An 11,938-nucleotide genomic window follows, 5' to 3' on the forward strand; every position below is an offset into this window, starting at 1 on the left:
CTCCACGGCGCTAAGATAAATCTAAATCGTGGAGGTATGTTTGATTTCCAATTCACTGACTAAACGCAGAAGTTTAGTATTCTTCCCCTATCTTGCGCTGCTGAGTATGCTCGGATTTTTGGCCACAGACATGTATCTTCCTGCATTCAATCAGATTGAATCTAGTTTGAACACGTCCGCCAGTTTGGTGGCCATGACCCTTACCTGCTTTTTGGGTGGTCTCGCCATTGGGCAACTGGCATATGGCAGCCTTTGCGACAAATTTGGCAAGCGAAACACACTAATGGCTGGCCTTGGTGTATTTGCTGTAAGCAGCATTTTGCTGGGGTTTACCGAAAATATCAGTGTCTTTTTTGTGCTCAGGGTTATTCAAGCATTCGGTGCATGCAGTGCCGCCGTCATCTGGCAAGCACTGGTGATGGAAAAATTTGACGAAGGCGAGGCGAGAAAGGTGTTTTCGTCGATTATGCCCTTGGTTGCTCTGTCTCCAGCACTGGCGCCTTTGATGGGAGCCTGGGTCAGCGAGCAGTTTGGCTGGCGTGCCATCTTCATCATCCTGGCCATTGTTGGGCTATTACTGGCCGCCATGACACCAGCGCTGGCGAAAGAATCCCGCACTCGCAGCCAATCCGAGCCTATTCTTGTTAAGAACATCCTGAAAAACCGTGCTTTTCAGAATAACGTGGCGATATTTGGGGCCTGCAGTGCTGCCTTCTTTTGCTATCTGACATTGTGGCCTGCTGTGATGCAACACCATGGCTACGCTGCTGCAGAAATTGGGCTCAGTTTTATTCCTCAAACCCTGGCATTTATGCTGGGCGGGTTTGCCTGCAAAAAAGCATTGCACTCCCATAGCCCTGAAGCTATCAAGAACATGCTCATCACAGGGTTTGTGGTGTTGTCTCTGGTGCTTTTTCTGTTAACGCAACTCGGTGCGGGGATCCTGGCCGTGCTTTGGGTGTTTGCAGCCCTTGCCGCAATTAATGGTGCTGTTTATCCCTTGCTGGTAACTGACGCCCTGGCGCCATTCTCCAACAACGCTACCAAGGCTGCCGGTTGGCAAAACTTCCTGCAATTGGGTATGGCGTTTATTGCGTCAGCAGCTGTAGCCCTGATTGCCCATTGGTTTGAAAAGGCTATCGGCACCGGTATTCTCGTGTGCGCTGCCATAGTGCTCGTGGCGTGGTGGCGTATGAACTGGAGTACCTGGCGTGGTAGTTGGTGTTTCCCGGACCCCGCCAGAATGGGGGTCCTACGGACTGAAAAGCGTGAACATTCCGATAACGACACTAAAACGCACGGTGTCTGCAACGTCAGTAGTCAACAGAAAGACACTGACTGACAGAGGTGTCAGAGGTCACAGTGTAACGCTATTGGTTGCCATTTGGTTTATATGACCCCCTTGAGTAAGCTGCCCGGCTTTGGCTAGGCGCCTTACTCAATTTACTCAGGAATTGCGCTTTGTAGGGGCCATTCATATCAGAATAAGGATAAGTGTCTGAAGCTTAGGAAATGAGCGCTAAACGGAAAACCGACACTGATGCCGGACGTCGATTGGGCGGGTTGCCACGTTTAGGTTAGCAAGGTCTGTTAATCCGGTTTTGCGAGCTTTTGCAAAATACTACAGTGTGGATTTTCATCCCCACAGCAACTTTCTGCCAGCTCTGTGAGTATGAGCTGCATATGTTGCAACTCGCTGATTTTCATTTTTATGTCGTCCAGGTGCTGGGTTGCGAGTTGTTTGACCAATCGGCTTTCCCTGTTTGGGTCTTGCCACAGGCCAAGGAGGGATTGGATGTCATTCAATGAAAATCCCAGGTTTCGGGCTTGCCTGATAAATCTGAGCTGATTGATTTGCTCGTTGTTATACAGGCGATATCCCGAGTCAGTTCGGGGGGATTTCTTCAGTAATCCTGTTTGCTCATAGTGACGTATCATCTTGGTAGAGAGTCCACTCGTTTTGGCAGCCTCTCCAATAGTCAGTAGGGTACTCATCTTACACCTCCTAGAAGCTTTTACGCTGCAGGCGTAAAGCATTACTGATTACCAATACACTGCTACATGCCATAGCTGCACCAGCAATAACCGGGTTCAGATAGCCCATTGCCGCCAGCGGGATGCCCACCGTGTTGAATGCGAAGGCCCAGAACAGGTTTTGCTGAATATTTCTGTAAGTAGCAGATGCCAGATTAAGTGACGATGCAACCAACTCAGGATTGCCTCGCATCAGGGTAATGGCGGCAGCACTGACTGCCACTTCAGTACCTGTGGCCATCGCAATGCCAAGGTCTGACTGGGCGAGGGCAGGTGCGTCATTAATACCATCACCCACCATGGCTACCTTAAAGCCTTGTTGCTGATATTGTGCGACAGCCTCCGCTTTTCCCTGGGGCAATACTTCCGCCTGATAATTGTCCAGGTTAAGTTCTGCCGCTATCTGCGCTGCACTGTCGTTGGAATCACCCGTGAGCATCGCAACTTTGATCCCCCGTTGCTGGAGTGCTTTAACGGCTTGCTTTGATTCAGGTTTGGCTTTATCTGCAAAGCAGAATAAGCCTGCCAGAATAACCCCAGCATCAGTTAATTCGGCGAGCCAGGATATGGATGCGCCTTTAATTTGAATCTTGTCGGTGGGCAGAGACAGACCCAACTCGCGCATCCAGTGGCTACTACCAAACATTAACTTGCGACCGTGGATTTCACCTTTTACTCCTTTGCCGGCGACAACGGTGAATTGGGTTACTTCGGGTAGAGAAACCTGATGACGAATAGCGTAGCTGATAACTGCTTTTGCCAACGGGTGCTCACTGTGTTGCTGAAGCCCATAAGCATGTTCCAATAACACATTCTCTGCATCGTCAAAAGCCGTGATCTGAACGAGTTCGGGTTTGCCTTCGGTAAGCGTACCTGTTTTATCGAACACGACGTAGTCAATCTTGGTTGCTTGCTCAAGTGCAATGGCATCTTTAACCAATATGCCGTGTCGTGCTGCGGTGCCTGTTCCAGCCATGATGGCGGCAGGCGTTGCCAACCCCAGAGCACAGGGACAAGCAATCACCAATACTGCTACAGCATGCAAAATACCCTGTGACCAATCCCCAAAATATAAACCCCATGTCAGTACGGTGATTGTCGCGATTAGCAGGACAACTGGTACAAAAATGCTGCTGATTTTGTCGACCAGAGCCTGAACAGGTGCTTTGGCGCCCTGGGCCTGCTCTACCAAACGGATGATTTTAGATAGGGTAGATTCAGAGCCCACCGCAGTGGCTTTTATCTCCAACACGCCGTCAAGATTTACTGAACCACCGGTAACTTTTTGGTCTAGAGATTTATGCAGTGGAATACTCTCACCACTGATTAGTGCTTCGTCAACATGGCTGCTTCCCTTGATAACCAGGCCATCCACGGGAATGCGATCGCCGGGTAGCACTTTTACCACGTCACCTGAGACCAGCTGTGCGGCAGGCATTGATTGCCACTGCGCATCACGTAATACCGTCGCTGTAGTTGGTTTTAAATTTTCAAGCGCATGCAATGCGTCAGTAGTCCGGCGTTTTGCCCTTTTTTCCAATAATTTTCCGAGCAAGACCAGAGTGAGCACCGCAGCACTGCTTTCAAAATACAGGTGTGGCGCACCATGGTGACCGTCAAAGCTATACCAGAGGTATAACGACAAACCATAAGCAGCGCTGGTACCAATGGCAACCAGGAGGTCCATGTTACCGCTACCGGCTTTCAGTGCGCTCCAGCCAGCTTTATAGAAGCGTGAACCAAAATAGAATTGTACTGGTGTCGCAAGCAGCCATTGCCAAAAAGCGGGCAGCATCCAATCAGCCCCAAACAACATACCTATCATAGGGAGCACTAAGGGTAGGGTGAGGATGGCTGAACCAATGACAGGCCAACTGTCTTTCTGATAGAAAGCGAGGCGTTTGTCCTGCTTTGGTTCTGATTGAGCAGGCTCGTCTGCGGTAATGAGTTCATACCCCGCATCTCTGACAGCGGCAACTAACGTATCATTGGTAATGTTTTCCAACAGCGAGATGCTTACCTGTTCTGTTGCCAGGTTGACGTTGGCGCTGCCGACTCCGCTTATTTTCATCAACGCCTTTTCAACGCGCCCTGCACAGGACGCGCAGGTCATTCCTTTTACCTCAAATTGACGTGATTCCAACTCAACATCATAACCGGCGTTAATAATGGCCGACTTGATATCACCAGTGCTGGCGACACCTTCGATAGTTGCAGTTTCTGTGGCAAGGTTAACCGTGGCATTAACAACGCCGTTTACCTTAAGCAGTGCCTTTTCTATGCGTGAGGCGCAGGATACGCATGTCATCCCCTTGACTGCAATGTGCATGGTTGTTGACATTTCCTTACTCCTGATTGGGATTGTTGTTGCGATAGTTAAAGGCTAAACCTTGCCATTATGGGAAGGTCAAGTGGTCAACGCAAAAAGTTTCAAAATCTATTGACATTACCACAGTGGCAACTCTTATCGTGACAATCAGACTTACAACCGGAGATATAAAATGATTGAATTTAATGTAGAAAATATGACCTGCGGACATTGTGCTGGAGTAGTAAATAAAGCCATTGTACAACTCCAGTCCGATGCCAGGGTTGAAGTTGACCTGGTGGCAATGAAGATAAAAGTGTTCAGCGGTCTGACTTCAGACGAAATTATCGAGGCATTGGAAGAGGCAGGCTATCCAGCGAGCGAAGTCAAAGCCACTTGCTTTAGTCCTCAGAATTCTTTCCATAATTGACACTAGAGGCCACTTCAGGTGGCCTTAATTCTCAATTTGCAGCTCACTTGGAGTAGGCAGGCAAAATATTCAACCTGGACAAACTAAATATACGAAAGTAATTGGTGAGTTAGGAATGGACTGGTCGGTGAGATGTCGCTGTCCGCGTCGTTAAACTGAGTTATTTGACTTGTTGGGCCAAGTGTTCTGTAGTGGCCAATGCTGAAAAACATCTATTCCCAAATTTGCTTAGTAGTAGGAGTGGTCGCGGCCTGCATATACAGTTCGAGGGAAGAGCTAAGTCCTAAGTCCGTGAAAGTGGTAATAAGTAAAAATGGTATTTAACATAATATACATTGTGCGCATTTAGATGTGGCGCTGTTTACGTGCTTGGGGCTTTGGCTCTGCTGTCGTCCTCATTAATCCATGGCTGTAATAGCTACATTTAACATAAGGCCTCAACGCGTTAGTCGTACATCAGCGCTGATTACTGATAAAACAAAACCGTAGCTCTAAACCGCTAGCACCAGATAAGCACTGCGCCCAATCAACGATACCAAGGTGTGCGCGCTAACCAAAGCCTTCTCACGCTGCTAATCCCTATGTTTACTGCAAGCATGCAGGCATCCAGTGCATTCATCTTGCGATACCTCGTTATCACTTTCCAAAGGTCCGCCGTTTACAGGCAATTCGTTACACCGCTGGGCGTCGTGCACATCAGATTTTCCAACGACGTTCGCTGTGGTAATTAACTGTGCGGTCTTTTTACAATCTACCCGTTGTTTACAGGCCCATAGGCAAAGCTGCCAAAGTTGCTGTTTACTCTCTGCATCGAGGCACTTTATGTCGGCGGCACAGAGCTGACCTTCATAGAGAAGTTGTGCCAGCACAGGCACAGGAACACCAAGATTGACGTACTTCATGCCTCCTCCTTTTTCATAGCTAAAAAAACACAAATGAGAATAGTTATCATATATAGATTTTGCCTCTCTGTTAAAGGAAAAAATCCACTTACATGAAATACTTGATCTACACTCAAATGGAACAAACCTACCCGCGTTTTTAGCTTGAGGCCTGCGAATGCTCATTGATATGGCAAAGAAAAGTCCCTTGTTTTCGGGCAAAAAAAAGGTTGAATCAGAGGATTCGGGTCCAGCATGGAAGATCCTGGTTGTCGACGATGAGCCCGATGTCCACACAGTGACCAAACTCGCCCTGTCCAGATTCAAATTGGAAGGCCGCTCTCTGGCTTTCATCAACGCTTACAGCGGGGAGCAAGCCAAAGAAATTCTCAACAACGAAACCGACGTGGCCGTAGCCTTTATCGATGTAGTGATGGAAAGCGACCACGCTGGCCTGGAGTTGGTACGCTGGATACGTGAAGAACTTAAAAACCGAACCATGAGAATAGTACTGAGGACTGGCCAACCCGGTCAGGCCCCTGAAGAAGACGTTATTGTCAATTACGACATTAATGACTACAAAGCCAAGGCCGAACTTGACTCTCGCAAACTCGTGACCAGTGTTTACTCTTCCCTGCGCTCCTACCGCGACATTATGGAAATCGAACAGTCACGTCAGGTTCAGTTCAAGCACCGTAAAGGACTTGAGCGGGTGCTGGAAGCCACTTCAGGTTTGTTCGAACTCAGAACCTTACACAAGTTTGCCGACGGGTTACTGACCCAGGTGGCAAGCCTGTTGAATCTTGACACTGAAACCTTGCTTCTTTCCTGTAATGCCATGGATGCCATCAGTGGAAAAATCGGTGCCCACGACCTTGAAATCCTCGCTGGCACAGGGCAATTTGCCGCCCACCATGACCGAGCCCTCGCACCCAATATTCTGGCACTACTGAAAGAAGCGCTTTCACAGAAACGATGCCTCTATGAACAGAACTGCTTCGTCGGATACTTCCCCACCAAGAGTGGGTTAATCAATCTGCTGTATATGGACGGTATCGACAGAATAAGTGACCTTGACAAGCAGCTTATTGATATTTTTGCAATAAATGTTGGTGTGGCTTTTGAGAACCTACTGTTGAACCAGGAGGTAGAAGACACTCAATCAGAACTCATTTTACGTTTGGGTGACGTTGTAGAAAGCCGCTCGAAGGAAGCGGCGAACCACGTCAAACGCATGGCCGCCTACTGCCATGAGCTGGCTCTGCTGGCAGGGCTTGCAGATCATGAAGCTGATTTATTGAAACGAGCCGCGCCAATGCACGATATTGGCAAGATAGCCATTCCAGATGCTGTGCTTTTGAAACCCGGCAAGCTGGACAATGACGAGTGGCAAATCATGCGGCAGCACCCGGTGATCGGGCATCAAATTTTGGCGAATTCAGAGCGGCCTATTCTCAATGCTGCCGCGACTATCTCGTTGCAGCATCACGAAAAATTTGACGGCAGTGGTTATCCTGGAGGCCTCAGAGGAGATGATATTCATATTTACGCACGCATAGTGGCCATTGCTGACGTGTTTGATGCCCTGTCCCATGCCCGCTGCTACAAAGAAGCCTGGCCACTGGACAAGGTTTTGGAGGAAATGAAAAATTGCTCAGGAACCCACTTCGATCCTGTATTGCTGCAACTCTTTATCGATAACGTTCAGACCTTCGTTGCCATCAAAGAGTGCTGGAGAGACAGCGGCGAGTGATATCAGTCGTTATCGGCGAGAAAATCAAACCAAATCTGCTGTGACTGGCCGGCCTCGTTTGACACACTAAGCCAAAGTCGCCACACCATATAGTCACTGGAACAGCTGCCGTACACAGCGGTAGCGTTAAAGGTGTTTTCATCCATTTGTTGCCACTTTAACGGGATGACGCCCATAAACATGTCTCTGCCCTCAATCCGGCTACTGGCAATAACGAGTTTATCCGTGCTTTTTAATTGGAAATTCAGTGGTTTTTCACTGGGGGCATTTGCAGGACTCAAACTTAGCCTGATGATATTTTCACCAAGAGAATGTTGGCATTCCCCCGCATGAAAATCACATAATCCAGGTTCTTTCACTGACCTTTGGGTGGAAATTTGATTCTGATCACATCCCGACAGGAAAATCAGGCTCAAAAGCATGCTCGCCAGTGCGAGATTACGTACGCCTAGCACAATAAATCACCTTATGCTGCAAGATGTTAACATTCTATTGTTCCGATTGATCCAGATCAACAAACCCACGGCCATCCAGGTATCTTTTTTGACACAGCTCAAGTATCATTGCAAAGCCTTGCGGTTGGTAACAATTCCGCAGGCACAGGCATTGACAGCCAGTGTACAGCCCGATAGGGAACGCGCTGAATGTCATTTAAAAAAAACCGGTAGAGCTCGTCTTTACTCACATTACAAGTAAAAGTAATAAGCAGTGGAAGCACTATGATGAACCATTCCCAGCCACACGGCGCTGATTACAATTACACTGTCGTGCGCCAATTCGCTTTAACCACAGTTCTGTGGGGCATTGTTGGTATGTCCGTCGGTGTACTGATTGCGGCTCAGTTAATCTGGCCCCAGCTGAACTTCGATACCCCTTGGTTAACCTACAGCCGCTTGCGGCCATTACACACCAATGCGGTGATCTTCGCGTTCGGTACCTCAGCGCTTTTCGCCACCTCCTATTATGTTGTTCAACGTACTTGTCAAACCCGTCTGTTTGCGCCAGCTTTGGCGTCATTCACCTTCTGGGGTTGGCAAGCTATCATTCTGGCTGCCGCCATCACTCTGCCACTGGGTATTACCAGCGGCAAAGAATATGCCGAGCTGGAATGGCCAATCGACATCGCTATCGCCGTTGTATGGGTCAGCTATGCGATTGTGTTCTTCGGTACTATCGTAAAGCGCAAGACTTCCCACATTTATGTGGCGAACTGGTTCTTCGGTGCCTTCATCATCACGGTAGCTGTTCTGCACATCGTAAACTCCATGGCTGTGCCTGTTAGCCTGTGGAAGTCTTACTCCATTTATGCCGGTGCGGTAGATGCTATGGTGCAGTGGTGGTATGGCCACAACGCCGTAGGCTTCCTGCTGACCGCTGGCTTCCTGGGTATGATGTACTACTTCGTGCCTAAGCAAGCGGGTCGTCCAGTTTACTCTTACCGTCTGTCCATCGTGCACTTCTGGGCACTGATCGCACTGTACATCTGGGCCGGTCCTCACCACCTGCACTACACTGCCCTGCCCGACTGGACTCAGTCTCTGGGTATGGTGATGTCACTGATCCTGTTCGCACCTTCATGGGGCGGTATGATCAACGGTATCATGACCCTGTCAGGCGCCTGGCACAAACTGCGCACTGATCCAGTGCTGCGCTTCCTGGTGGTATCTCTGTCCTTCTACGGTATGTCTACCTTCGAAGGTCCTATGATGGCCATCAAGACAGTAAACGCGCTGTCTCACTACACTGACTGGACCGTGGGTCACGTACACTCTGGTGCCCTGGGTTGGGTAGCCATGGTGTCTATCGGTTCTCTGTATCACCTGATCCCTAACCTGTTCGGTCATGGCCGCATGTACTCTACCTCTTTGGTAAACGTACACTTCTGGCTGGCCACTATCGGCACCGTGCTGTACATCGTTGCCATGTGGATCTCCGGTGTAATGCAGGGTTTGATGTGGCGTGCAGTGAACTCGGACGGCACCCTGACCTACAGCTTCGTAGAAAGTCTGGAAGCCTCTTATCCGTTCTACTTCGTACGTTTCCTGGGCGGCTGCTTCTTCGTAACCGGTATGCTGATCATGGCTTACAACGTATTCCGCACTGTGAAGGCACCTAAAGATTCACTGCCTGCACTGTCTGAAGCCAAAGCTGCATAAGGAGTAGACACGATGAAATTCAACCATGAATTAATTGAGAAAAACATCGGTTTGCTCGGTATCTTCACCGTGCTGGTGATCAGCATCGGTGGTCTGGTGCAAATCACACCTCTGCTGTTCCAGAAAGATACCACTGAGCCAGTAAAAGGCCTGCGTCCTTACACTGCACTCGAGCTCGAAGGCCGTGACATCTATATCCGTGAAGGTTGTTACAACTGTCACAGCCAGATGATCCGTCCCCTGCGTGCTGAAACTGAACGTTACGGTCACTACTCTGTAGCCGGCGAATCTGTATGGGATCACCCCTTCCAGTGGGGCTCCAAGCGTACTGGTCCTGACCTGGCCCGAGTAGGCGGTCGTTACAGCGATAAATGGCACGAAGTTCACCTGATTGACCCTCGCGCTGTGGTTCCTCAGTCAAACATGCCTGGCTTCCCATGGCTGGCAGACAACAAGCTCGATGGCAAGTTGACTGCACAGAAAATGGAAGTCTTCCGTGGATTTGGCGTTCCCTACACCGATGCTGACATTGCCAACGCTCAGAAAGCCGTAGAAGGCAAAACTGAGATGGAAGCCATCATCGCGTACTTGCAGTCTCTGGGACACGCACTCAAATAAGGAGGCAACTATATGGATTACGGCACATTACACGGGATTGTAACCATTGTTGTAATGCTGACCTTCGTCGGTATATTTGCTTGGGCATATAGCTCCCGTCGTAAAAAGAGTTTCGACGAGGCTGCTAACCTTGTGTTCTCCGATGAGGAGACCAAGGCAATGAAGGACTCAGGAGAGCAAAAATAATGTTGATGAGTAACTTCTGGAGTATGTGGATTAGCATACTCACTATCCTGGTGATCATAGGCTGCTTCGTGCTGCTGAGGATCTGTTCCAAGAACACGACGCCTGATATTAAAGAAGGCGAGTCAATGGGCCACAGTTTCGATGGTATCGAAGAGCTGAATAACCCACTGCCTAAGTGGTGGAGCTACATGTTCTACATCACTATCGTGTTTGGTGTGATTTATCTGGCGCTGTATCCAGGTCTGGGTAACTTCAAAGGTTTCCTGGGTTGGAGCAGCTCTAACCAGAGCATTGGTACTGAGCAAGGTATTAAAGCCGACTCTAAAGCCGCCATTGAAAACGCAGCCAAAGAAGGTCGCTGGGTTCAGTACGATGTTGAAGTGAAGAGTGCTGACGACAAATACGGTCACATTTTCAAAGAATACGCGGCAACGCCACTGGAAGAACTGGTGAAAAACCCAGAAGCGCTGAAAGTGGGGGGTCGTCTGTTCCTGCAAAACTGTGCCCAGTGTCACGGCTCTGACGCCCGCGGTAGCACTGGCTTCCCTAACCTGACCGATGCCGATTGGCTGTACGGTGGCGATCTGGCTACCATCAAGGCCAGTATCATGAATGGTCGTCGTGGCATGATGCCTCCAAAGGGTGGCTTGCCTATCGATGACAGTGAAATCCCAGGCCTGGCTGAGTATGTCGTCAGCCTGTCCGGTGGTGAGCACGATGCTGCGCTTGCCGCTCAAGGTCAGGGTTCTTTCATGAAGGGCTGTTTTGCCTGTCACGGTATGGATGCCAAAGGCAACAAGTTCATGGGCGCGCCTAACCTGACAGACAACGTATGGCTCTATGGCAGCAGCCGCGGCAAGATTGAAGAATCAATCAAATTCGGCCGCGCCGGCGTAATGCCTGCATGGAAAGACGTTCTGGGCGAAGAAAAAGTCCACGTCATCACTGCCTACGTTTACAGCTTGTCTAACAAGTAATTAACGTCAGTAAAATCAAGGCCCCGAGATAATATCGGGGCCTTTTTTTAAGTGATAACTCAGACATTAAACGATAGAATATCGCTAACGAATCGACCTTTGGTATTACACAATGAATGAGCAGCAAGCCTGGTATAAGCAGTTCTGGCCCTGGTTTTTAATTATCCTTCCCATGTGCGCCGTGATCGCAAGTTTTGCCACCCTGAAAATTGCCATGGATAACTCTGATTCGTTGGTAGCCGAGGAATATTACAAAAAGGGCAAGGCCATCAATATGGACCTGTCTAAAATCCAATATGCGCGCCAGATTGGTATGCAGTTTTTGGTCTCGGTTAACGATGGCGCCATCACCCTCGAGCAGCATGGCGGCCCAGCCTATGACGCCGCGCTCAATACCAGCTTTTATCACCCTACCCTTGCCGATCGCGATTTTGCCGGTCTGCTTACCCAGGATGCAACCAAGCTTTATCGTATTATTCCTTCACAACCAATTTCAGGTTTTTGGGAAGTTCGCATTGAGAGTTTCGATGGCAAGTGGCGACTGCAAAAGCGTCTGGAACTTGCTGAGGGCAAAGAGCACTGGCTGAACTGAGTC

General features: G+C 49.2%; 12 protein-coding genes. 8 read left to right on the top strand and 4 right to left on the bottom strand.

Annotated elements, in window-relative coordinates; translation table 11 throughout:
• Positions 1 to 40: 40 nt before the first annotated feature.
• Complete coding sequence (gene punC, locus SAMA_RS09300) at positions 41 to 1,342, top strand: purine nucleoside transporter PunC (RefSeq protein WP_011759897.1); 1,302 nt, start codon at positions 41 to 43, stop codon at positions 1,340 to 1,342.
• A 248-nt stretch (positions 1,343 to 1,590) separates the two neighbouring features.
• On the opposite strand, the gene cueR is transcribed toward punC, so the two are convergent.
• Together cueR and SAMA_RS09310 are read right to left on the bottom strand one after the other, a co-directional pair.
• Positions 1,591 to 1,995: a Cu(I)-responsive transcriptional regulator gene (gene cueR, locus SAMA_RS09305; RefSeq protein WP_011759898.1), complete on the bottom strand. Its 405-nt coding sequence runs from the start codon at positions 1,993 to 1,995 to the stop codon at positions 1,591 to 1,593.
• Between the two features lie 10 nt (positions 1,996 to 2,005).
• Complete coding sequence (locus SAMA_RS09310) at positions 2,006 to 4,375, bottom strand: heavy metal translocating P-type ATPase (RefSeq protein ID WP_011759899.1); 2,370 nt, start codon at positions 4,373 to 4,375, stop codon at positions 2,006 to 2,008.
• Between the two features lie 160 nt (positions 4,376 to 4,535).
• Here SAMA_RS09310 and SAMA_RS09315 point away from each other — a divergent pair, with 160 nt between their 5' ends.
• Complete coding sequence (locus SAMA_RS09315; RefSeq protein WP_011759900.1) at positions 4,536 to 4,772, top strand: heavy-metal-associated domain-containing protein; 237 nt, start codon at positions 4,536 to 4,538, stop codon at positions 4,770 to 4,772.
• A 572-nt stretch (positions 4,773 to 5,344) separates the two neighbouring features.
• Here SAMA_RS09315 and SAMA_RS09320 read toward each other — a convergent pair.
• Positions 5,345 to 5,674 (bottom strand): hypothetical protein, encoded by a 330-nt coding sequence (locus SAMA_RS09320; RefSeq protein ID WP_011759901.1) that lies wholly within the window; start codon positions 5,672 to 5,674, stop codon positions 5,345 to 5,347.
• A 157-nt stretch (positions 5,675 to 5,831) separates the two neighbouring features.
• Here SAMA_RS09320 and SAMA_RS09325 point away from each other — a divergent pair, with 157 nt between their 5' ends.
• Positions 5,832 to 7,406: a DUF3369 domain-containing protein gene (locus SAMA_RS09325; RefSeq protein WP_011759902.1), complete on the top strand. Its 1,575-nt coding sequence runs from the start codon at positions 5,832 to 5,834 to the stop codon at positions 7,404 to 7,406.
• A gap of 2 nt (positions 7,407 to 7,408) precedes the next feature.
• Here SAMA_RS09325 and SAMA_RS09330 read toward each other — a convergent pair whose 3' ends face one another.
• Positions 7,409 to 7,822, bottom strand: a complete 414-nt coding sequence (locus SAMA_RS09330) for a hypothetical protein (protein ID WP_408640215.1) — start codon at positions 7,820 to 7,822, stop codon at positions 7,409 to 7,411.
• A gap of 303 nt (positions 7,823 to 8,125) precedes the next feature.
• Here SAMA_RS09330 and ccoN point away from each other — a divergent pair, with 303 nt between their 5' ends.
• The 5 genes from ccoN (at position 8,126) to SAMA_RS09360 (ending at position 11,935) form a co-directional block, all read left to right on the top strand.
• Complete coding sequence (ccoN, locus tag SAMA_RS09340) at positions 8,126 to 9,562, top strand: cytochrome-c oxidase, cbb3-type subunit I (protein ID WP_011759904.1); 1,437 nt, start codon at positions 8,126 to 8,128, stop codon at positions 9,560 to 9,562.
• Between the two features lie 12 nt (positions 9,563 to 9,574).
• Positions 9,575 to 10,180, top strand: coding sequence for a cytochrome-c oxidase, cbb3-type subunit II (gene ccoO / locus SAMA_RS09345; RefSeq protein WP_011759905.1), 606 nt, complete (start codon positions 9,575 to 9,577; stop codon positions 10,178 to 10,180).
• 12 nt (positions 10,181 to 10,192) lie between these two features.
• Entirely contained in the window at positions 10,193 to 10,366 is a 174-nt protein-coding gene (locus SAMA_RS09350; RefSeq protein ID WP_011759906.1) for a CcoQ/FixQ family Cbb3-type cytochrome c oxidase assembly chaperone, read from the top strand.
• A 5-nt stretch (positions 10,367 to 10,371) separates the two neighbouring features.
• Positions 10,372 to 11,343: a cytochrome-c oxidase, cbb3-type subunit III gene (gene ccoP, locus SAMA_RS09355; RefSeq protein ID WP_041410312.1), complete on the top strand. Its 972-nt coding sequence runs from the start codon at positions 10,372 to 10,374 to the stop codon at positions 11,341 to 11,343.
• A 112-nt stretch (positions 11,344 to 11,455) separates the two neighbouring features.
• Complete coding sequence (locus tag SAMA_RS09360) at positions 11,456 to 11,935, top strand: FixH family protein (RefSeq protein WP_011759908.1); 480 nt, start codon at positions 11,456 to 11,458, stop codon at positions 11,933 to 11,935.
• Positions 11,936 to 11,938 lie beyond the last annotated feature (3 nt).

It is taken from the genome of Shewanella amazonensis SB2B, from assembly GCF_000015245.1.
Taxonomy (GTDB): Bacteria; Pseudomonadota; Gammaproteobacteria; order Enterobacterales; family Shewanellaceae; genus Shewanella; species Shewanella amazonensis.

What these genes read in the sequence shown, in the direction of transcription:
- cueR (WP_011759898.1), bottom strand. Translation starts at nt 1,995, where the DNA reads ATGAGTACCCTACTGACTATTGGAGAGGCTGCCAAAACGAGTGGACTC.
- SAMA_RS09310 (WP_011759899.1), bottom strand. Translation starts at nt 4,375, where the DNA reads ATGTCAACAACCATGCACATTGCAGTCAAGGGGATGACATGCGTATCC.
- SAMA_RS09315 (WP_011759900.1), top strand. Translation starts at nt 4,536, where the DNA reads ATGATTGAATTTAATGTAGAAAATATGACCTGCGGACATTGTGCTGGA.
- SAMA_RS09320 (WP_011759901.1), bottom strand. Translation starts at nt 5,674, where the DNA reads ATGAAGTACGTCAATCTTGGTGTTCCTGTGCCTGTGCTGGCACAACTT.
- SAMA_RS09325 (WP_011759902.1), top strand. Translation starts at nt 5,832, where the DNA reads ATGCTCATTGATATGGCAAAGAAAAGTCCCTTGTTTTCGGGCAAAAAA.
- ccoN (WP_011759904.1), top strand. Translation starts at nt 8,126, where the DNA reads ATGATGAACCATTCCCAGCCACACGGCGCTGATTACAATTACACTGTC.
- ccoO (WP_011759905.1), top strand. Translation starts at nt 9,575, where the DNA reads ATGAAATTCAACCATGAATTAATTGAGAAAAACATCGGTTTGCTCGGT.
- SAMA_RS09350 (WP_011759906.1), top strand. Translation starts at nt 10,193, where the DNA reads ATGGATTACGGCACATTACACGGGATTGTAACCATTGTTGTAATGCTG.
- ccoP (WP_041410312.1), top strand. Translation starts at nt 10,372, where the DNA reads ATGAGTAACTTCTGGAGTATGTGGATTAGCATACTCACTATCCTGGTG.
- SAMA_RS09360 (WP_011759908.1), top strand. Translation starts at nt 11,456, where the DNA reads ATGAATGAGCAGCAAGCCTGGTATAAGCAGTTCTGGCCCTGGTTTTTA.